Raw genomic sequence first — 20,857 nt, forward strand, 5'->3', positions numbered from 1 at the left:
GTGTCGTCAGTAGGACTTCGGCAGTCCCAGTGTGTGGTGCGAGACGAAGTTGAGGATCATCTCCCGGCTGACCGGGGCTATCCGGCCGACACGGGACGCGGTCAGCAGCGAGGCGAGACCGTACTCGGCGGTGAGGCCGTTGCCGCCGAGGGTGTGCACGGCCTGGTCGACGGCCTTGGCGCCGGCTTCGGCAGCCGCGTACTTCGCCATGTTCGCGGCCTCGCCCGCGCCCATGTCGTCGCCCGCGTCGTAGAGGTAGGCGGCCTTCTGCATCATCAACCGGGCCAGTTCCAGCTCGATGTGGGCCTGGGCGAGCGGGTGCGCTATCGCCTGGTGGGAGCCGATGGGAGCCTGCCACACCTGCCGGGACTTGGCGTACTCGACCGCCTTGGCCAGGGCGTAGCGGCCCATCCCGATGGAGAAGGCGGCGGTCATGATCCGCTCCGGGTTGAGCCCCGCGAAGAGCTGGAGCAGGCCGGCGTCCTCGTCGCCGACGAGCGCTTCCGCAGGTAGTGCGACATCGTCGAGGAAGAGCTGGAACTGCTTCTCGGGCGCGGCCAACTCCATCTCGATCTGCCGGAATTCGAAGCCCGGTGTCTCCCGGTCCACGATGAACAGGCAGGGCTTGAGCTTGCCGGTGCGGGCGTCCTCGGTGCGGCCGACGATCAGTGTGGCGTCGGCGATGTCGACACCGGATATGAAGACCTTGCGGCCGGTCAGCCGCCACCCGCCGGTGTCGGGGTCGCGCCGCGCGGTGGTGGTGATGCGGTGCGAGTTGGACCCGGCGTCCGGTTCGGTGATGCCGAAGGCCATCCGCAGCGAGCCGTCGGCGATCCCCGGCAGCCAGCGCCGCTTCTGCTCGTCGGTGCCGAAGCGGGCGATGACCGTGCCGCAGATCGCGGGGGAGACGACGAGCAGCAGCAGCGGGCAGCCAGCCGCCCCCAACTCCTCCAGCACGATGGACAGTTCCGCCAGACCGCCGCCCCCGCCGCCGTACTCCTCAGGCAGGTTGACCCCGAGGTATCCGAGGCCGCCCGCCTCCTGCCACAACTCGTCGGTGTGCTTGCCCGCACGTACGGTGGCCGAGAAATATTCACGACCGTAGCGGCGGGCGAGGTCCCCGACGGCCTTGCGCAGGGCGCGCCGCTCGTCGCTTTCCAGCAAGGCGCTGTCGAAGGTTCCCTGAACGGTGCTCATGGCGTGGTTTCCTCCTTGACGACGGCGAGTACGGCGCCGACGTCGACCTGTCGGCCGACCTCGGCGGTGAGCTCCGTGAGTGTCCCGGTGGCGGGAGCGGCGATCACGTGTTCCATCTTCATCGCTTCGAGCCAGAGCAGCGGGCGGCCTTTTTCGACCCGGTCGCCCGGCGAGAATTCACCTATCCGGATGACCGTGCCCGGCATCGGCGCAAGCAGCGAACCCCGCGGCGTCAGATCCTCCGGGGCGGTGAAGCGGGGCAGAGCGGTCAAAGCGCATGACACGAACGGGGAATCGACGAACACCCGTTCGGCGTAAGCGGCGACGTCGAACACCCGCCGCACACCGTCGATGTCGAGGACGACACGCCGGGCCGACGCCGACACCAGCCGGACACCGTCGGCGCCGGTCGCCTCCAGACCGGCGCGGCCGAGCCGGTAACCGACCTCGTACTCCCGGCCGTCCGGCTCGCTGCGGAAGCGTTTCACCTGCGGCTGCGACGGAACGTTCCGCCACCCGCCGAGCCGCACCGGCACCGGCCCGCGCGCCGACGTACGCCCGGCCGCGTCGGCGAGCGCGGCGGCCAGCGCCGCGAACCGCACGGGGCCGCCGTCCCCGTCGGCCGGCCCCGGCGCGTCCGTGGTCGCCCCCGACGCCCCGATGAGCGCGTCCAGGCGGCGCTCCAGGAAGCCGGTGTCCAGCCGCGCGGCGGCGAAGTCCGGGTGCCGCAGCACCCGTACGAGCAGGTCGCGGTTGGTGGCAGGGCCGTGCAGCCGGGCCCGCTCCAGCGCGTACGCGAGACGCCGTACGGCCTCGGCGCGGGTCGGCGCCCAGGCGATCACCTTGGCGAGCATCGGGTCGTAATGGACGCCGATCGTCTCGCCGCCGCTCACCCCCGCGTCCAGCCGCAACCCCGCGTCGAGCCCCGGCGTCACGGCGAATTCGGCGTCCACGCCCGGCAGTTCGAACAGATGCAGCGCGCCCGGCTGCGGCTGCCAGCCGCGGGCCGGGTCCTCCGCGTAGAGCCTGGCCTCCACCGCGTGGCCGTGCGGCCGCGGGGGCGAGGGCGGCAGCGCGGCCCCCTCGGCGACACGGATCTGGAGCGCCACGAGGTCGAGCCCGGTGACGCACTCGGTGACCGGATGCTCCACCTGGAGACGGGTGTTCATCTCCAGGAAGTACGGACGCCCGTCCCGCGCGACCAGGAACTCCACGGTGCCCGCGCCCGTGTAGCCGATCGAGCGCGCCGCGCGGGCGGCGGACTCGTGCAGCGTACGGCGCACCTCGTCGCCCAGACCCGGGGCCGGGGTCTCCTCGATCACCTTCTGGTGCCGCCGCTGGAGCGAACAGTCGCGCTCGCCCAGCACCCACACCGTGCCGTGCGCGTCGGCCAGCACCTGCACCTCGACGTGCCTGGCCCCCTCCGCGTACGGCTCGACGAACACCTCGCCGTCACCGAAGGCGGCTGCGGCCTCCGACCTCGCGGCGGCCAACTTGCTCTCCAGCGCGTCCAGTTCGCGTACGACCCGCATGCCGCGACCGCCGCCGCCCGCGGACGCCTTCACCAGCAGCGGCAGGTCCGCGGCCGTGACCCGCGCCGGATCGAGCGCGGAGAACAGCGGTACGCCCGCCGCGGCCATCAACTCCTTGGCCCGCGTCTTGGACCCCATCGCCTCGACCGCGTCCGGCGGCGGACCGATCCACACCAGCCCCGCCGCCTCCACCGCCCGTGCGAACTCCGCGTTCTCCGACAGGAATCCATAGCCCGGATGCACGGCGTCCGCGCCCGCCGCGAGCGCCGCCGCGATCAGCAGATCGGCCCGCAGATACGTGTCGGCGGGCGCGTTCCCCGGCAGCCGTACCGCCGCGTCGGCCTCCGCGACGTGTGCCGCGTCCGCGTCGGCGTCCGCGTACACCGCCACCGTGGCGATGCCGAGCGTGCGGCAGGTACGGAAGACACGGCGCGCGATCTCGCCCCGGTTGGCCACCAGCACGGAGCCGATGTCCTTGTGGCGCGCCGAAGGTGACTGCCCGTCAGCGGTGAAGTCCCCGCTCGGCGAAGCGCTGCTCGAATCGGTCATCGGAAAGGGACCCCTCACATCCGGAAGACGCCGAAGCCGCCCCTGGCGCCCTCGATCGGCGCGCCATGGACGGCGGACAGGCACAGGCCGAGCACCGTACGGGTGTCGCGCGGGTCGATCACACCGTCGTCGTAGAGCCGTCCCGACAGGAACATCGGCAGCGACTCGGCCTCGATCTGCTGCTCCACCATCGCCCGCAGCGCGGCGTCGCCCTCCTCGTCGTAGGGACGGCCCTTCGCCGCCGCCGACTGCCGGGCCACGATGGACAGCACCCCGGCGAGCTGCGCGGGACCCATCACCGCGGACTTGGCGCTCGGCCACGCGAAGAGGAACCGCGGATCGAAGGCCCGGCCGCACATGCCGTAGTGCCCGGCGCCGTAACTCGCCCCGATCAGAACCGAGATGTGCGGGACGCGCGAGTTGGCGACCGCGTTGATCATCATCGCGCCGTGCTTGATGATGCCGCCCTGCTCGTACTCGCGGCCCACCATGTAGCCGGTGGTGTTGTGCAGGAAGAGCAGCGGAATGTCGCGCTGGTTGGCGAGTTGGATGAACTGCGCCGCCTTCTGCGACTCCTCGCTGAACAGCACGCCCTGCGCGTTGGCGAGGATTCCGACCGGATAGCCGTGCACCTCCGCCCAGCCGGTGGCCAGGCTCGGCCCGTAGAGCGGCTTGAACTCGTCGAAGGCCGAGGCGTCCGTGATCCGCGCGATGACCTCGCGGGGGTCGAAGGGGGTGCGCAGATCGCCGGGCACGATGCCCAGCAGCTCCTCCTCGTCGTACGCGGGGGGCAGCGGGTCAGGACGCGGATCGGGCCCGGATTTACGCCAGTTGAGGCGGGCGACGACGCGCCGGGCGGTACGCAGCGCGTCCGGCTCGTCCAGTGCGAAGTAGTCGGCCAGGCCGGAGCGCCGGGCGTGCATGTCGGCGCCGCCGAGCGATTCGTCGTCGCTCTCCTCGCCGGTCGCCATCTTCACCAGGGGCGGCCCGCCGAGGAAGACCTTGGACCGCTCCTTGACCATGATGACGTGGTCGGACATGCCGGGGATGTACGCGCCGCCCGCCGTCGAATTGCCGAACACCACGGCCACCGTGGGGATTCCGGCCGCCGACAGCCGCGTCAGGTCGCGGAAGAGGGCGCCGCCGGGAATGAAGATCTCCTTCTGGCTGGGCAGGTCCGCGCCGCCCGACTCCACCAGGCTGATCACCGGCAGGCGGTTGGCGAAGGCGATTTCGTTCGCCCGCAGCGCCTTCTTCAGCGTCCACGGGTTGCTGGCGCCGCCGCGCACCGTCGGGTCGTTGGCCGTGATCAGGCACTCCACGCCCTCGACCACGCCGATGCCGGTCACGAGGGAGGCGCCCACCGCGAAGTCGCTGCCCCAGCCGGCCAGCGGGGACAGTTCGAGGAACGGTGTGTCCGGGTCGAGCAGCAGCTCGATCCGCTCCCGCGCCAGCAGCTTGCCGCGATTCCGGTGCCGCTCCTGGTACTTCTCGCCGCCACCGGCCAGCGCGGCGGCGTGCCCCGCCTCGACCTCGGCCAGCCGTTCCAGCATCGCGGCCCGCCGCTCGGCGAAGTCCGCTCCGCGTGTGTCGACCTGCGTCATGACGTGCTCCCCTCCGCGCCGCCGCGCGGCGGCCGTCCCTTGCCCGGCGGGCCCGCGAATGCCTGCACGATCGACAACCACGCGTCCGCGTCCGGGCCTTGGGCCCGTACCGCCACGTCGTCGCGGTGCCTGCGCCGCACCGCCAGCAGGCAGAAGTCCAGTGCGGGGCCGGTCACGCGCTGCTCGGCGTCGTCCGGGCCGAAGGTCCACAAGGTGCCGTCGGGCGCCGTCAGTTCGAGTCGGAATTCCGTGCCGGGCGGGGTGCGGCCGTGCACCGCGAAGGCGAAGTCCCGTGCCCTGAAGGCGATTCGGGCGACGTGCCACAGGCGCTGGGTCGGTGGGCGCTCGACGCCGAGCGCGTCGGCGATGTCCTCGCCGTGGGCCCATGTCTCCATCAGGCGGCCCGTCGCCATCGACGCCGTGCTCATCGGCGGCCCGTACCAGGGGAAGCGGCTGCCCGGCGGTTCGCCGGTCAGGGTCGCCCAGAGCCGGGCTCTGCCCGACCGCCACCTCTCCAGCAGTTCCGGCGGCGGCAGCATCGCGCCCTCCCGGGCGCCGTCCTCCACGTACGCGTCCAGCCGCGTCGCCGCGTCGCCGACCTCGCGGGCGAACGCCTCCGCGTCCTTGACCGCCAGCAGCGCCTGGGCGTCCGTCCAGGCCAGATGCGCGATCTGGTGCGCAACGGTCCAGCCTTCGGCCGGTGTCGGCCTCGCCCACTGCTCGGGCTCCAGCCCGGCCACCACGTCGTCGAGCGCGTCGCTCTCCGCTCTCAGATCGGCCAGGACGGTACGGACGGACTGCGGATCGGCCATGGCCACGAGGGTGGCAGGCGGGGCCCGCAACAATCAAGCATGCGTGCATGATTGTTTCCCGCCCCCACTGGGTCGGTGTCCCTGCGACAGCCGGTGCCCCGCTGGGGGCGGTGGTGACGTGCACGTCGTCCCTGGCTGGTCGCGCCGTTCCCCGCGCCCCTGAAAAGACCGGGCGTGCCGACCTCGGTGAGACAGCCGCGCGGGGCCGCGCCCCCAGAGCGCCCACCTTCGGGAGGTGGACGTCGTAGGGGCGCGGCCCGAAGGGGATTAGGCGCGGGCGGCGCGGCGGGCGAGAAGGGCTTCGCGGCGCTCGTCGAAGCGGGTGGCCTGCTCGTTGAGGCCGCCCATGAAGAGGCCGAGCTCCTGCTGGGCCTGGAGGCCCTCGGGGCCGAGACCGGAGATCTCGAGGACCTTGAGGTGGCGCAGAACGGGCTGGAGGACGTCGTCGTGGTGGATGCGGAGGTTGTAGATGCCGCCGATGGCCATGCGGGCGGCGGCCCGCTCGAAGCCGGGCATGCCGTGTCCCGGCATGCGGAATTCGACGACGACGTCACGGATGGCCCGCATCGCGAGGTCGGGGGCGAGCTCGAGGGCGGCGGCCAGGAGATTCCGGTAGAAGACCATGTGCAGGTTCTCGTCGGTGGCGATCCTGGCGAGCATCCGGTCGCACACGGGGTCACCCGACTGGTGTCCGGTGTTGCGGTGCGAGACGCGGGTGGCCAGCTCCTGGAAGGCGACGTACGCCACGGAGTGGACCATGCTGTGCCGGTGGTCGTGCTCGAAGCCCTCCGACATGTGCTGCATGCGGAACCGTTCCAGCTCGACCGGGTCGACGGCGCGGCTGGTCAGCAGGTAGTCGCGCATGACGATCGCGTGCCGGCCCTCCTCGGCGGTCCAGCGGTGCACCCAGGTGCCCCAGGCGCCGTCACGGCCGAAGAGTGTCGCGATCTCGTGGTGGTAGCTGGGCAGATTGTCCTCGGTGAGCAGATTGACCACGAGGGAGATCCGGCCGACGTCCGTGACCTTGGACTGCTCGGGGGCCCAGGCTTCGCCCCCCATTATTCCGTCGAAATTGCGGCCGTCGCTCCACGGCACGTACTCGTGGGGCATCCACTCCTTGGCCACGCCGAGGTGCCGGTTGAGCTCCCGCTCGACGACCTCCTCCAGCGCGTAGAGCAGCGTCGCGTCGCTCCAGACGTCGGGTTGGGCACGGTCGGGCGAGGTCAAGGTCACGGGGGCTCCTGGGGACGGGAGAGGGGACGGACATGGGACGGGGGTGTACGGGACCCGCACGGGCTGTACGGATCGTACGGACGTACGTACGCGACATGCGATCAGTCGGTCGTACGGCGCCGCGGACGGATCCACGGGCACATACGCACGGCCTGCGGGTGCAGCGGAGATTCGCACCTACGCCTACGTAAGTTACGCAACCGTAGGTTAAGGCAGCGTAAGAAGGCAACCAGCCAATATGGCTGCACCGGCCACCCACCTCGCGTCGAGCCGGACCCGGCGGCACGGCGAGACCCGGCGACAGCCCTTGGCCCGACCGGAGGCACGCCCTCCGCCGACCGGAGGGCAAGCCTCCGCCGCCCGCCGTGAAAGCCCTTCGCCCGCCTCCCGTCGCACCCGATAAACTCCGCCCTCTTATGAGTGCCACTCTCGTCGCCAAGAATCTCGCCGCCGGACACGGCGACCGTGTCCTGTTCTCCGGCCTGGACCTGGTCGTCGCCCCCGGCGACGTCATCGGTCTGGTCGGCGCCAACGGCGCGGGCAAGTCCACGCTGCTGCGGCTGCTCGCCGGGCTCGACACGCCCGAGGACGGGACGCTGCGGCTCAGCCCGGCCACCGCCACCGTCGGGCATCTGCCGCAGGAGCCCGAGCGGCTGCCGGGCGGGGAGAGCGTGCGGGAGTTCCTGAGCCGCCGCACCGGGGTCACCGCCGCCCAGGCGGCCCTGGACGCCGCCACCCAGGCGCTGGTGGACGAGGCCCCGGGCGCCGACGACGCGTACGCGACCGGACTCGACCGCTGGCTGGCCCTCGGCGGCGCCGACCTGGACGAACGCGCCGAGGAGGCCGCCGCCTCGCTCGGCCTCGGCGTCGACCTGGACCAGCCGATGTTCTCGCTCTCCGGCGGCCAGGCCGCCCGCGCGGGACTCGCCTCGCTGCTGCTCAGCCGCTACGACGTCTTCCTGCTGGACGAGCCCACCAACGACCTCGACCTCGACGGCCTGGAACGGCTGGAGAAATTCGTCGGCGGCCTGCGCGCCGGTACGGTCCTGGTCAGCCACGACCGCGAATTCCTCACCCGCACCGTCACCCGCGTGGTGGAGCTGGACCTCGCCCAGCAGCAGGTCAGCACCTTCGGCGGCGGCTACACCGCCTATCTGGAGGAACGCGAGACGGCCCGGCGGCACGCCCGCGAGGAGTACGACGAGTACGCCGACACCAAGGCCGGACTCGAAGCACGGGCGCGTATGCAGCGCGGCTGGATGGACAAGGGCGTCAGGAACGCCATGCGCAAGGCGCCCGACCACGACAAGATCGCCCGCAAGGCGCGCGCCGAGGGCAGCGAGAAGCAGGCCGCCAAGGCCCGGCAGACCGACCGGATGATCGAGCGCCTGGACGTGGTCGAGGAGCCGCGCAAGGAGTGGGAACTGCGGATGGAGATCGCCGCCGCGCCCCGCTCGGGCGCCGTGGTGGCCACCCTGCGCGGCGCCCGCGTGCGCCGCGGCGACTTCGCCTTCGGGCCGGTCGACCTCCAGATCGACTGGGCCGACCGGGTGGCCATCACCGGAGCCAACGGCTCGGGCAAGTCCACCCTGCTCGCGGCGCTGCTCGGCCGCCTCCCGCTGGACGAGGGCCACAGCGCGCTCGGCCCCGGCGTCCTGGTCGGCGAGGTCGACCAGGCCCGCGGCCTCTTCCGCGGGCAGGAACCGCTCCTCGACGCCTTCCGCGCCCCGGCGCCCGACATGGATCCGGCCGAGATCCGTACGCTTCTCGCCAAATTCGGCCTCAAGGCCGCCCATGTGCTGCGCCCCGCCGCGACCCTCTCGCCCGGCGAGCGCACCCGCGCCGCGCTGGCGCTGCTCCAGGCCCGCGGCGTCAATCTCCTGGTCCTCGACGAGCCGACCAACCACCTCGACCTGCCCGCGATCGAACAGCTCGAAGCGGCGCTGGCCGCGTACGAGGGCACGCTGCTGCTGGTCACCCACGACCGGCGGATGCTGGACGCCGTGCACACGACCCGCCGCGTCGAGGTCGCCGACGGCCGCATCACCGAGCGCTGAGCGAACCTTCGAGCGCGCCTGGCCCCGATTTCCCGAGGCGGCCCGCGCCGCGTTCCCGACGGCGCCCCCGGACCCTCCGGGCGGGAGGGAACCCGGTGGCGTCCGGCTGCGTCCCATCCATGACCGGACCCCGAACCGGCCGCCGGAGGAGGACACGATGCGCGCTCGGACATTGGCCGCTGCCGCCGCCGTACTGCTGGTGGCCGGTTGCGGAAGCGCGAGCGGCGTACGTGTCGGGTCGCCCGATCCGAGCGACAGCAGCACCCGGCCGGTCTGCGGTGACGTCACGGTCACGCCCGGCGGCGGGGCCGAAGGCCGCGAGGTCTGCCTGAGTGTCGGCAGCACCCTGCGGGTCGCCACCGCCCCCGGCGACCGGCCGCCCGGCGAGCGGGGCGTCGCCCTCTCCGAGATCTCTCCCGGCGTCTACCGAGGCGCGCGGGTGGGCACCGCCGAACTGAGCGGGTTCCGGCGCGCCTGCCCCGGCGCCACCCCCGGTGTCATGTCCTGCCATGCCATCGCGGGGTGGAAGATCACCGTCGACGTACGGTGATCGGCACCATCGCGGGACCCCGGGTCGGCAGTGGGGGCCGGCCCGGGTCCCGCGATCCCTTCGGCACGGCACACCGGCGAGGTTGACCCGGTCAGCCTTCGGCGCGGCACGCCGACACGGCTGACGCCGACTCAGTCTTCGGCGCGGCTCGGCCGGGCGGCGGGCGACAGGCCGTCCATCAGCAGGTCCAGCAGGCGGCCGGCTTTGGCCGCGCGCCCGGGCCGGGGGGCCACGGTGAAGATGCCGATGAGGGCGGCGGCGATGTCCTCGGCGGTGACGTCGGAGCGGAGGTCGCCCGCCGCACTGCCCGCGTCGAGCATCGTCGTGATGGCCGTCAGCAGCTCGGTCCGGGTCCGCGCATGGGTGATCTCGCCCGACTCGATCATCGCGAGGAGCGTGTCGATCATGCCGTTCTTGGTCGCGATCCAGTCCCCGAACAGGTCCGTCCAGCGCCGCATCGCCGCGGCCGGGGGCAGCTGACCGAGCAGCTCGCGGGCACCGGTCGTCAGTCGTACGACCTGATCCTGGTAGACCGCGTCGACCAGCGACTCGCGGGTCGGGAAGTGCCGGTAGAGCGTGGCGATCCCGACCCCGGCCTCGCGGGCGATCGCCCGCATCGACGACTCGGCGTCGGCCGACATGAACACGCGGGTCGCCACCGCGAGCAACTGGTCGCGGTTGCGGGCCGCGTCCGCCCGTGGCGCGCGGGGCTCCGCGTCCGCCAAAACGGATCGCGCTCCGTTTATGTTACGGTCATTCATGTAAACGGAGCATAGTCCGTTTCGGTGTGTTCCCTCGGTCCCAAGGAGACAGGCGCACATGAAGGCACAGAGCGATCAGCCTCCCGCGGACGGGAGCAGGGCGGTCCGGCTCGAGTCGTTCGGCGGCCCCGAGGCCCTGGAGGTCCGCGAGGTTCCCGCCCCGCAAGCCGGGCCGGGACAGATCCGCGTACGGGTCACCGCGGCCGGTCTGAATCCGATGGACTGGATCATGACCGCCGACGCGGACACCGCCGCCCGGTTCGGCCTGAGCCTGCCGGCCGGGTTCGGCACCGACTACGCGGGAGTGGTCGACCAGGTCGGTGCCGAGGTGAGCGGGTTCGCCCCCGGCGACCGGGTGTTCGGGGGCGCCCTGTCCCGCGCGGTCGCCGACTTCGTGGTGATCGACCCGGCCGGGGGGACGGCGGCGAACGAGGCTCATCACACGCCCGACGGCGTCGACGACCGTACCGCCGCCACCCTGACGATCGCCGGCCGTACGGCATCCGCCGCCCTCGCCGTCATCGATCCGGGCCCGGGCGACACCGTGCTGATCGGCGGCGCGGCGGGCGGGGTCGGGGTCTTCGCCGTCCAACTGGCCCGGATCGCGGGAGCGCGCGTGATCGGGACGGGATCGCCGGCGTCGGCCGACTATCTGCGCGAGCTCGGGGCGGAGCCGGTCGACTACGGCGACGGCCTGGCCGACCGGGTCCGATCGCTCGCTCCCGGCGGCGTCACGGCCGCCGTCGACCTGCACGGCGTGGAGACCGTGCACGCCGCCAGGGAACTCGGCGTCCCGGACGGTCGCATCTGCGCCATCGCCGCGCAGGTCGACGGGGTACCCGCGGCCAACGGCGCGAACGCGGCCCCCGGCGCTCTGGAGGAGATCGCCCGCCTGGTCGCCGCGGGCCGGCTCCGGGTGCCGATCGCGGAGACCTTCCCGGTCGAGCGGATCCGCCGCGCTGCCGAACTCCAGGCCGGCAGGCACGTGCGGGGCAAGGTCGTCATCGACCTCTAGAACCTGGCCGTGGCGACGGCGAACGCGGTGCCGCCTTCACCGATGCGGCGAGGAGGGCTTCCCGCCCCTGTGGGGCCGGGGCGGGAAGCCCTCCCGTCGCCGGGTGTCGCCGATCCGGAGGACCCCGGCGGACGACGGGCTAGCCGACGTTGACCGCCGCGTCGTCGATCAGGAACGACGTCGCGAGGCTGGAGTCCTCGGTGCCGGTGAACTTCAGAGTGACCGTCTGTCCCGCGTAGGACGACAGGTTGACCGACCGCTGCACGTAGCCGGTGCCCTTGTTGAGGTTGGAGTACGAGGCCAGCGTGGTGCTGCCCGCGGCGACGGTGAGCTTGTCGTACGCCGTGGTGGTGCTGGTCTCCTGGCTGCTGACGTAGAGGTAGAAGGTGAAGGTGGCGCTGGTGCAGGAGGCGGGGATCGTGACCGACTGGGCGAGCGTGTCGGTGTGGGTGGTCCCGTAGCCGTTCAGCCACGCCTTGTACGAGCCGCTGTGGGCGGGGGCGCCGGTGCTGTTGTCGATGACGCCGGAGGACGTCGTCCAGCCGGTGTTGCCGCTCTCGAAGCCGGGGTTGGTCAGGAGCTGCGCGGTGGTGCAGCCGCCGCCGCCCGACCCGGTGACCGTCCAGGTGAAGGACGCGCTGCCGGAGGCGCTGGTGGTGTCCGTGGCGGTGACGGTGACGTTGTACGTGCCCGCCGCCGTCGGGGTGCCGCTGATCAGACCGGTGGAGGAGTTGATCGACAGACCGGTCGGCAGGCCGGAGGCGCTGTAGGTGAGGGTCTGGCCCGAGGCCGAGTCGCTGGCGCTGATCTGGAGCGAGGCCGCGGTGTTGACCGCGGTGGACTTGGCGCCCGGGTTGGTGACCGTCACCGTGTTGCCGCCGGTCGAACCGCCGTTGGTGAAGGCGGCCGTGCCGTTCGGCGTGCCCAGCCCGGTCGGCCCGTCGTATCCGGCCTTCGCGGTGCACAGGTAGGAGCCGCCGCACGAGCCGTTGGAGCCGCTGGTGACGTCGTTCAGCGAGCCGGTGTGGGAGTACGGGTAGGAGGCGGGGGTGGTCCCGGCCGCGGGGGTGCCGGCCAGGGCGTAGACGGAGGCGATGATCGGCGACGAGGCGCTGGTGCCGCCGTAGACCTGCCAGCCGGACGCCTGGTAGCTGTCGTAGACGGCCAGGCCGGTGGCCGGGTCGGCGACGGCGGAGACGTCGGCGATGGTGCGCTTGGCGCAGCCGGTGTCGGTCTGCCAGGTGGGCTTGGCGTCGTAGGCCGAGCAGCCGGAGCCGGTGCCCTCGGTGCTCGAGGTGTTCCAGACGGACTCGGTCCAGCCGCGGGCGGTGCCGCTGGCGCGGCTGAGCGCGGTGCCGCCGACGGCGGTGACGTACTTGGACGCGGCCGGGTACTCCGCGCCGTAGCCCTCGTCGCCTGAGCTGACGGTGATGGCGACGCCCGGGTGGTTGAAGTACTGCGAGTCGGCGGTGGTGTCGGAGGAGTCCTCGCTGCCGCCGTAGCTGTTGGAGACGTACTTCGCGCCCTGCGTGACCGCCTGGTTCACCGCGGTGCCCAGGTCGTCCATGCTCGCCGAGGTGGCCTCGACCAGCAGGATGTGGCACTGCGGGCAGACCGCGCTGACCATGTCCAGGTCGAGTGAGATCTCACCGGCCCAGCCGGAGTCGGCGCTCGGCAGCGACGTGGTCGAGCCGTTCTGGTTGATCTTCTTGAAGCAGCCGTTGGCCGTGGTGCAGGCCGGCAGCCCGTACTGCGCGCGGTACGTGCTCAGGTCGGCCGCGGCGTTGGGGTCGTCCTGCGCGTCCACGATCGCGACGGTGGCTCCGGCGCCCGCGGACGACGGCAGCGCGTACGCGCTCTGGAGGTCGGTGGGGCCGTAGCCGGAGGGGGTGGCGTTCGGGGTGATGCCGAGGTGGTGGACGACGTCGGTACGGGTCAGCGCCATGCAGGCCATCTGGCCCTTCTTGGCGGGAACGGCGCACAGGCGCTGGGTGGGAGCGGCCGACGACGCGGACGCGGACGCGCCGGACGACGTGCTCGCGGCCGTGCTCGACGACGCGGAGGTGTGCGACGACGCGGCCGTGCTCGACGACGCGGAGGTGGCTGCCGCGCCCGACGCCGGGGTGCTGGCGACGGACGGCGCCGCGGTGGCCAGCAGACCGCCGGTGACGAGAGCCGCCGCCGACAGTACGGCGACCGCCGTGCGGCGGACGGCCCGTCTGGCCCGGCCGGGGTGTGACGACTTCAATGAACTGCCCTCCATGGGGGGATCGGCTCCCGAGGGCGTCCGCCGCTGACCTTCATGTCAAGGTCATGACAACCGATCATGCGACGGCGACGCCTGGGACTTCGTGTGGCGCACGTTCACTGGTGATCCGGATGTCATCTACTGCCGACTGCCACCACCGTGAGTGGTGACCGATGCTGAACGTAGTGACCGAGGGCCCAAGTAACTACCGGCCTATGGCAAAGAGTTGCCCTCGGATCGGCCTGGATCCGACCCCGGCTCGCTTCCGCAAGTCGATCTCCGCCGTATACCTTGTGGCGCCATGGAGACGGAGGAAGAACCGGTCAACGACCTTGTCGCGCTGGGTCTCGCGCGGTACGAGGCGCGGGTCTATCTCGCCCTCGTGCGACGCGAGTCGTACACGGCGGCGGAGGTCGCGCGGGCGGCGGACGTACCCCGGCAGCGGGTGTACGACGTGCTCGACACGCTGGTACGGCGGCGGCTGGCGACCGCGCACCCCGGCCGGGTCGCCACCTTCTCGGCCGTCGCGCCGGAACTGGCCGTCGCCCGCCTCATGGCCCTCCAGCGCGAGACCCTCGAACGCCTCGACCGCGTCTCCTCCGCGCTGACCGCCGCCCTCGTCCCGGTCTGGGCCGACGGCCGCACGCAGACCGTGCCGATCGACTACGTCGAGATCCTGCGCGACCCCAAGTCGATAGCCGAGGCGTTCACCGACATCCAGGGCCAGGCCAAGACCGAACTGCTGAGCTTCTGCAAACCGCCCTTCGTCGCCCCGGCCGCGAACACCCCCGGCATCAAGGTGGTACGTCGGCTGCGCCGCTCGGGCGGCTCGGTGCGGGCGATCTACACCCACGACTCGCTCGACGACACGGAGGTGCTGGAGAACGTACGGCGCTTCGGCGCGGCGGGCGAGGAGCACCGTTTCACCTCCGCGCTGCCGCTGAAGCTGGTGGTCGCCGACGCGTCGCTGGTGCTCTGCGACATGCCGGACCCGGTGGCCGGGACCGGCGCGACGACCGCGCTCTACATCGAGCACCCGGCGCTCGCCGCGTGCCTGCGGCTGGCGTTCCTCACCGTGTGGGAGAGCGCGGAAACGGTTCCGAACGCGCGGCCGTGACCCGTACGGCGGCTGCGGGGCGCCCTGTCGCCCGGCTGCCGGCCGGCCGGCGCTCGGCTGTCCGCCGGGCCGGCCGGCTCCCGTGGGACCGCTGTCCGCGAGCTGTTCGTGAGCTGTCGGTGAGCTGTCCGCGTCGCTGTCCTGAAGGCGACGCGGACCTGTGGCGAAGCCCACGGAACCCCTCGATCCCGCGGTCAGTGCCTATACAGTGACCGCGTGGCCGTGTTCCTGCTGGGAGTCAGTGCCGCGTGCTGCCTCGGCCTCGGTTTCGTGTTGCAGCAGCGTGCGGCCGCGCGTGCCTCGCTCGCGGACTTCCTGTCCTTCCGGCTGCTGCTGCACCTGGTGCGGATGCCGGACTGGCTGCTCGGTGTCGGCCTCATGGTCTGCGGCCAGGTGCTCGGAGCCGTCGCCCTCGTCTACGGCGAGGTCTCCCTGGTCGAACCGCTCACCGCCACCAATCTGCTCTTCGCTATGGCGCTCGCCCGCTGGCTCACCCCACGCCAGTCCCTCGGCCTCAGCGGCTGGGGCGGCGTCGTCCTGCTCGCCCTCGGCGTGACCGCCTTCATCGTCGCGGGCCAGCCGGAGGGCAGCGCGGCCGAGGCGGGGGCGCTGCGGCACTGGCTGGTCTTCGGCATCGTCGCCGGGCTCGCGCTGCTGCTCACCGGCGCGGCCAAGCGGCTGCCGCCGTCCTCCGAGGCCACGCTCCTCGCGCTGGCCGCGGGCCTGCTCTACGGGCTCCAGGACGCCCTCACCCGGATCTGTAGCCAACTGGCCGGTGACGAGGGTGTGGCCGCCCTCGCCGTGCACTGGCAGCCGTACGCCATCGCCGTCATCGGCCTCACCGGCATGCTGCTCGTCCAGAGCGCCTTCGAGACCGCCTCGCTGCGGATGTCGCTGCCCGCGCTGACCGCCGCCCAGCCGCTGGCCGGAATCGCCTGCGGCATAGGTTTCCTCGGCGACCGCCTGCGCGTCACCCCCGGCGCCCTCGCCTGGGAGGCCGCCGGTCTCGCCGCCATCACCATCGGCGTGATCCTCCTCGGCCGCCACCCGGCCATGCCGCCGGGCGCCGCCGACCGCGTGGCGGTGGGCGCGACCCGCATGCGCTGAGCCTTCAGCCGGGCCGTGAGGGGACGCCTGCACCCCCCGCGTCCACTCCGCCGCGGACCGCGTGCCGGTGACCCGTACGCGCTGAGCCCTGAGGGCGACGCCCGCGACACCAGCCTCCACTCCGGCGCGGACCGCGTGCCGGTGCGACTCGTATGCGCTGGGCGTTCAGCCGGGACGGTCATGGGGACGCCTACAGTCCCCGCGCCCACTCCCACGCGGCCTCGGTGCCCAGGAAGCGGCCGATGTCGGCGACCTCGGCCGTGATGCCGGCGGCGACCGGGGCGGGGAGGGGGCCGGTCAGCGGCTCGACGCGGAGCGTGAGGCGGCGGCCCTGCCAGGTGTGGCGCCAGGTGGCGACCACCGCGCCGTCGCGCAGCACGCAGGGCATGAGCATGCCGCCGCCCGTGGCGATACGGGTCGCGAAGGCCGGGTCGAGCAGGGCGTCGCGGTCCTGGTAGCCGAGCAGATACGGGTCGAAGTGCCCGGTCAGCCGTACCCGTGGCCGGTCCGCGGGCCGCGCCGGAGGCGGCGCCGTGCCGGCCGCGGCCCACAACGGCTCGCCGTCCGGGCCCGCGACCTGCGCGAGCCGGTCCGCCGCCGCCCGGTGGCCGCGCCTGGCCTGGCCCAGGGGCAGCCCGGACCAGCGCGCGAAGTCGGCGACCGACGCGGGGCCGTAGGCGGTGGCGTGCCGGACGGCCAGTTCGGCCAGCGCGTCGTCGCCGGTCGGGCCGTCGTCGGGGACGTCTTTCAGCCACCGCTCACGCAGGACATACGTGGACACGTCGCCCGCCGCCTCGGGGCCGCGGCACAGCACGCCCCTGGCCGCCGCGAAAAGCACGAGGTGCGCCGGGGCCTGGCCGCCCGGGTCCACGGCCACCCCCTCCGCCGCGAGCAAATCGACCAGTTCGGCGCGCGGTACGGGCGGCCGGTCGGCCAGCACCCGCTCCAGGGCGGGCAGCGCCCGCTCGCACAGCTCCTCGTCGAGGCCCAGCCGGGCGCGGCGCCCGCGGTACGCGTCGGCCGCGCGCGGGCCGAGCAGCGCGGTCAGCCAGCGCACGTCCTCGGCCGCCACCGCGTGCAGGGTGCCGCGCATCAGCCAGGTGCGGACGACGGCGCGGCGGTCCGCGCCGCACGCCGTGTCCACGTCGGCCGCGGTCGGCGCGCCGTGGGTGCCGCCGGTCCGCGCCCTGACCTGGAGCCGGCACGCCTTCGCGTCCTGCGCCTGGAGACCGGCCGAGAGCCGGACGGCGTCCGCCACCGTACGATCGCTGCCGCTGCCGCTGCCGCTGCCGCTGCCGCTGCCGCTGCCGCTGCCGTCGCTTTCGCCCGCGCTGCCGCCCGCGCCGTCGCTTCCGTCCTCGGTCAGGCCCTGGGAGCGGGCCCGCCAGCGGCGGACCTCGGCCGTCGTGAGCCGTGCCATCGACTTCGTTCCTCCGCTCGGTCGGCCGCGCAATTGCTTCAGTCCGCTGCCGGGGTCCAGGTGAAGCGCGGCTCGCGGCGTTCGAGGAAGGCGGCGACGCCCTCGGCGGTGTCGCCGCTGAGGGCGGCCTGCCGGGCCCAGTGGGCGGCGCGGGCCGCGTCGTCCGACGCGTCCGCCGTCGCGGTGAACTCCTTCGCGGCGGCCTGCGTGAGCTGCGAGCGCGACCGCAGCACCCCGGCGAACTCCGTGACCCGCTTGTCCAGCTCGTCCTCCGGCAGCACCTCGTCCACCAGGCCGGTGCGCAGCGCCCGCTCGTCGTCGATCAACTCGGCCGAGAACAGCAGGTGTTTGGCGGTACCGGGCCCCGCGAGCCGCACCAGGCGCCGGGTGGAGGCGGCGCCGTAGACGATGCCCAGGCGCGCGGGCGTGATCCCGAAGCGGGCGCCCCGCGCGGCGAAGCGCAGGTCGCAGGCGACGGCGAGCTGGCAGCCGCCGCCCACGCAGTAGCCGCGTACGGCCGCGATCGTCGGCTTGGGGAAGGCGGCCAGCGCCTCCTCCGCGGCCATGGCGGCGGACTGCGCGCCGCTCGACGAGACGGGGTCGGCGAGGTCGGTGATGTCGGCGCCCGCGCAGAAGGTGTCGCCCGCGCCGGTGAGGACCAGCACGCGGACGGCGGGATCGACCGCGAGGTCGTGGAGGAGTCCCGGCAGCGACTGCCACATGGCCGTCGTCATCGCGTTGCGCCGGGCCGGATTGCTGATCGTCACGGTCGCGGTGCCGTCCGCGGCGCTGACGAGCAGCCCAGGGCCGGAGGTGGACATGCGTGCTCCTTCACGGGGGCGACATGCGCTGGCCGGTGCCGACAGATCCTATCGACCGGCGCGCGGCCGGCCGGGGGCGCACGGCGCCCGCGCCGGGAGGCACCGGTACGCCGTGCCAGGACGCACCGGTACGCCGGTGCACGTGCAGATGATCTCGGTCGAAGAGTTCGGGAAGCGTCCGAAGACTGCCGCGAATCGATCGAAAAAACGAAGTCGGCGATCGTTTCCGGTCAAAAATTACAGAAAGGTGCGGACTTACGGTTTCCTGCCTGTTCGGCTCCCGCCGTTACGGACACTCGACCTGTGAGGCGGAAGCTGCCGGGGTTGTCGGCAGGGGCCGCGGGGACACGTCACGCGAAAGCGACGGTGGGTGCGGTCATGGAGGTGCGCGGGAGCGTCCCGCCCGATCAGGCTCCGGCTCCGAGACCGTACGAGGGGGTGTGGCGGTTCACCGCCCCGGCTCTCGACTCGTCCGTGCCCCAGGTGCGGCGCGGGGTGCGCGCCCTCGTCGCCGACCAGGGGGTGCCGATCGACGAGGACCTGCTGTACGGACTGCTGGTCATCGTCTCGGAGCTGGTCACCAACGCGGTGAAGCACGCGGCCGTGCTGTCGCCCGAGATCACCGTCGAGGTCGCGGTCGGCGCCGACTGGATCAGGATCGCCGTCGAGGACAACCACCCGTACCGCCCCAGGGCGCTGGAGGCCGACCACGGGCAGACCGGCGGGCGCGGGCTGCTGCTGGTGAAGACGATCACCGCGGAGGCGGGCGGCCAGTGCGACATCGCGCAGACCGAGACCGGCGGCAAGGTGATCTGGGCGGCGCTCCCGCTGCGGACCACCGCCCTCTGAAACCCCCCGGCCCGTCCTGCCCTGACCTGCCTGCCCGTCCTGGCCTGCGTGCCCGTCCTGGCCTGCGTGCCCGTCCTGCCTGCCCGTCCTGACCTGCGTGCCCGTCCCGCGCTGCCCTGCCCGTCCTGCCCGGTGCCGGACGGGGCCCGCCGGACGGGGGCTACCAGCCCGCCGTACCGCCGGTGACCTCGCGCACGGTCGGCAGCGCCGCGTCGAGCACCGTCTGGAACCACGCCGAGAAGGGTCCGTCCGCGCGCAGCCGCGCCAGCTCCTGCGGGCCCACGAACGCCGTGTCGTCGATCTCCTCGGGGTCCGGCCGCAGCGCGTCGCCGATCAGCCCGACGAACAGGTGGTTGTACTCCTGCTCCACCAGACCGGAGGCCGGGTCCGGGTGGTTGTAGCGGACCGTGCCCGCCTCGCGCATCAGCACCGGCGCCGCGCCCAGCTCCTCGGCGGTGCGCCGGGCCGCGGCCACGAACGGCTGCTCACCGGGGTACGGGTGCCCGCAGCAGGTGTTGGACCAGACACCGGGGGAGTGGTACTTGCCCAGCGCGCGGCGCTGCAACAGCAGCCGGCCCTCGCCGTCGAAGAGGAACACCGAGAAGGCGCGGTGCAGGCGTCCGGGCGCCTGGTGCGCGGACAGCTTCTCCGCGGTGCCGATGGTCCGGCCGTCCTCGTCGACGAGTTCGAGCAGGATCGGTTCCGCCACGGCTTGACCCGCCGGGGTCTGCTCGGCATCTGCCAGGGTCTGCGCGGCAACACCATTGGGCGACGGTACGGCGGTGGGGGAGCCGGGTCGGCCGGTGGCAGGACTGGTGGGCATGTCCATCCTTCGCTTTCGACGACAGGCCCTCAGTCTGCCTCACTTCGCGTGCCGCTCAGTGGCAGAGCCGCGCCTCGTGCTCCGCGTGCCCGACCGGCTCCAACTGGAAGGTGCAGTGCTCCACATCGAAATGCGTGCCGAGGCAGCCCTGAAGGTCGTGCAGCATCTTCTCGTAGCCGACGGCCTCCAGGACCTCCTGGCTGACCACCACGTGCGCCGACAGCACCGGCATCCCCGAGGTGATCGTCCACACATGCAGATCGTGCAGGCCCTCCACGCCGGGCAGCCCCTCGATGTGGCTGCGGACATCGCCCATGTCAACGCCCTTGGGCGCGGCCTCCAGCAGGACGTCGACGGCCTCGCGCAGCAGCTTCCACGTGCGCGGCACGATCATCAGACCGATCAGCAGCGACGCCACCGGGTCGGCCTGCCGCCAGCCGGTGGTCATGAACACCACGGCCGCCACGATCACCGCGAGCGACCCCAGCGCGTCCGCCATCACCTCGAGGAAAGCGCCCCGCACATTGAGGCTCTCGCGCTGCCCGCGCATCAGCACAACGAGTGACACGGAGTTCGCGACCAGACCGATCGCGCCGAAGACGACGGTGCCGCCGGCGTCGATGTGCTGCGGGCTGATCAGCCGCCGTACGCCCTCGTAGAAGATGAACGCGCCGACGCCGAAGAGCAGCACCGCGTTGAGGACCGCCGCCAGGATCTCGGCGCGTGCGAAGCCGAAGGTGCGGCGCTCGCTGGCGGGGCGGTTGGCGATGTGGATGGCGAGCAGCGCCATCGCGATACCGGCCGCGTCGGTCGCCATGTGACCGGCGTCGGCGAGCAGCGCGAGGGAGTCGGTGACCGCGCTGCCGACCACCTCGACCGCGAGCACGAAGAGCGTGATGCCGAGCGCGATCCGCAGCCGGCCGCGGTACGCGGAACCGGCCGTGCCGTCGGCGCCCGGCCGCAGACCGTGGCTGTGGTCGTGACCGTGGCCCTTCTTCCGGCCGCCGTCGCCGTCCTTCCGCTCGCCGCCGCGCTCCTGGCCGCCGCTGCGCGTGCGACCTTCGCCGTGGCCGTGCGCGTGGCCTGACCCCATGGCCGCGTCCCCCTCTCGTCGGACCGCCGTGCCATCCGGTGTGCGGCGGTCAGTCAACACCGGTTACCC

General features: G+C 72.8%; 17 protein-coding genes. 6 read left to right on the top strand and 11 right to left on the bottom strand.

Translation table 11 applies throughout. From position 1 onward, the window contains the following. Positions 1-6 precede the first annotated feature (6 nt). The 5 genes from ACZ4EF_RS10885 to ACZ4EF_RS10905 all read right to left on the bottom strand — a co-directional run bounded on the left by ACZ4EF_RS10885 (position 7) and on the right by ACZ4EF_RS10905 (position 6,927). Positions 7-1,197, bottom strand: a complete 1,191-nt coding sequence (locus ACZ4EF_RS10885) for an acyl-CoA dehydrogenase family protein (RefSeq protein ID WP_467503934.1) — start codon at positions 1,195-1,197, stop codon at positions 7-9. After that, positions 1,194-3,278 carry an acetyl/propionyl/methylcrotonyl-CoA carboxylase subunit alpha gene (locus ACZ4EF_RS10890; protein ID WP_467503936.1) on the bottom strand — a complete coding sequence of 695 codons (2,085 nt, stop codon included), beginning with the start codon at positions 3,276-3,278 and terminating at the stop codon, positions 1,194-1,196. The genes ACZ4EF_RS10885 and ACZ4EF_RS10890 overlap by 4 nt, the downstream gene beginning before the upstream one ends. 14 nt (positions 3,279-3,292) lie before the next feature. Further along, complete coding sequence (locus ACZ4EF_RS10895; RefSeq protein WP_355339404.1) at positions 3,293-4,882, bottom strand: acyl-CoA carboxylase subunit beta; 1,590 nt, start codon at positions 4,880-4,882, stop codon at positions 3,293-3,295. Further along, the gene (locus ACZ4EF_RS10900) at positions 4,879-5,694 is read right to left on the bottom strand and encodes a TIGR03084 family metal-binding protein (RefSeq protein ID WP_467503938.1); all 816 of its coding nucleotides are present in this window, start codon (positions 5,692-5,694) and stop codon (positions 4,879-4,881) included. The genes ACZ4EF_RS10895 and ACZ4EF_RS10900 overlap by 4 nt, the downstream gene beginning before the upstream one ends. A 267-nt stretch (positions 5,695-5,961) precedes the next feature. After that, the gene (locus tag ACZ4EF_RS10905; protein WP_355339410.1) at positions 5,962-6,927 is read right to left on the bottom strand and encodes an acyl-ACP desaturase; all 966 of its coding nucleotides are present in this window, start codon (positions 6,925-6,927) and stop codon (positions 5,962-5,964) included. 416 nt (positions 6,928-7,343) lie between these two features. Between ACZ4EF_RS10905 and ACZ4EF_RS10910 the strand changes: the two genes are divergently transcribed. Both ACZ4EF_RS10910 and ACZ4EF_RS10915 read left to right on the top strand, forming a co-directional pair. Further along, the gene (locus tag ACZ4EF_RS10910; protein WP_391119355.1) at positions 7,344-8,984 is read left to right on the top strand and encodes an ABC-F family ATP-binding cassette domain-containing protein; all 1,641 of its coding nucleotides are present in this window, start codon (positions 7,344-7,346) and stop codon (positions 8,982-8,984) included. 157 nt (positions 8,985-9,141) lie between these two features. Continuing rightward, positions 9,142-9,534 carry a hypothetical protein gene (locus ACZ4EF_RS10915; protein WP_467503941.1) on the top strand — a complete coding sequence of 131 codons (393 nt, stop codon included), beginning with the start codon at positions 9,142-9,144 and terminating at the stop codon, positions 9,532-9,534. Positions 9,535-9,665: 131 nt separating this feature from the next. Here the strand turns inward: ACZ4EF_RS10915 and ACZ4EF_RS10920 are convergent, their stop codons facing one another. Next, positions 9,666-10,295, bottom strand: coding sequence for a TetR/AcrR family transcriptional regulator (locus ACZ4EF_RS10920; RefSeq protein WP_467503943.1), 630 nt, complete (start codon positions 10,293-10,295; stop codon positions 9,666-9,668). Between the two features lie 58 nt (positions 10,296-10,353). On the opposite strand from ACZ4EF_RS10920, the gene ACZ4EF_RS10925 reads away from it, so the two are divergent. After that, complete coding sequence (locus ACZ4EF_RS10925) at positions 10,354-11,310, top strand: NADP-dependent oxidoreductase (protein ID WP_467503945.1); 957 nt, start codon at positions 10,354-10,356, stop codon at positions 11,308-11,310. Positions 11,311-11,449: 139 nt separating this feature from the next. On the opposite strand, the gene ACZ4EF_RS10930 is transcribed toward ACZ4EF_RS10925, so the two are convergent. Continuing rightward, positions 11,450-13,558, bottom strand: a complete 2,109-nt coding sequence (locus ACZ4EF_RS10930; RefSeq protein WP_467503947.1) for a putative Ig domain-containing protein — start codon at positions 13,556-13,558, stop codon at positions 11,450-11,452. A gap of 301 nt (positions 13,559-13,859) precedes the next feature. Here ACZ4EF_RS10930 and ACZ4EF_RS10935 point away from each other — a divergent pair, with 301 nt between their 5' ends. Together ACZ4EF_RS10935 and ACZ4EF_RS10940 are read left to right on the top strand one after the other, a co-directional pair. After that, complete coding sequence (locus tag ACZ4EF_RS10935; protein ID WP_355339430.1) at positions 13,860-14,675, top strand: TrmB family transcriptional regulator; 816 nt, start codon at positions 13,860-13,862, stop codon at positions 14,673-14,675. A gap of 216 nt (positions 14,676-14,891) precedes the next feature. Beyond that, positions 14,892-15,782, top strand: a complete 891-nt coding sequence (locus ACZ4EF_RS10940) for a DMT family transporter (protein ID WP_355339433.1) — start codon at positions 14,892-14,894, stop codon at positions 15,780-15,782. Positions 15,783-15,972: 190 nt separating this feature from the next. Here the strand turns inward: ACZ4EF_RS10940 and ACZ4EF_RS10945 are convergent, their stop codons facing one another. Both ACZ4EF_RS10945 and ACZ4EF_RS10950 read right to left on the bottom strand, forming a co-directional pair. Next, positions 15,973-17,202, bottom strand: a complete 1,230-nt coding sequence (locus ACZ4EF_RS10945) for a winged helix DNA-binding domain-containing protein (RefSeq protein WP_467503950.1) — start codon at positions 17,200-17,202, stop codon at positions 15,973-15,975. Between the two features lie 38 nt (positions 17,203-17,240). After that, positions 17,241-18,023, bottom strand: a complete 783-nt coding sequence (locus tag ACZ4EF_RS10950) for an enoyl-CoA hydratase/isomerase family protein (RefSeq protein WP_355339437.1) — start codon at positions 18,021-18,023, stop codon at positions 17,241-17,243. Positions 18,024-18,401: 378 nt separating this feature from the next. Between ACZ4EF_RS10950 and ACZ4EF_RS10955 the strand changes: the two genes are divergently transcribed. Then, complete coding sequence (locus tag ACZ4EF_RS10955) at positions 18,402-18,872, top strand: ATP-binding protein (protein ID WP_355339439.1); 471 nt, start codon at positions 18,402-18,404, stop codon at positions 18,870-18,872. A gap of 160 nt (positions 18,873-19,032) precedes the next feature. Here ACZ4EF_RS10955 and idi read toward each other — a convergent pair whose 3' ends face one another. Both idi and ACZ4EF_RS10965 read right to left on the bottom strand, forming a co-directional pair. Continuing rightward, positions 19,033-19,695: an isopentenyl-diphosphate Delta-isomerase gene (idi, locus tag ACZ4EF_RS10960; RefSeq protein ID WP_355339441.1), complete on the bottom strand. Its 663-nt coding sequence runs from the start codon at positions 19,693-19,695 to the stop codon at positions 19,033-19,035. Positions 19,696-19,750: 55 nt separating this feature from the next. Continuing rightward, positions 19,751-20,788: a cation diffusion facilitator family transporter gene (locus ACZ4EF_RS10965; protein WP_467503953.1), complete on the bottom strand. Its 1,038-nt coding sequence runs from the start codon at positions 20,786-20,788 to the stop codon at positions 19,751-19,753. Positions 20,789-20,857: the final 69 nt, after the last annotated feature.

The sequence above is a fragment of the Streptomyces sp. NPDC025721 genome, from assembly GCF_055558595.1.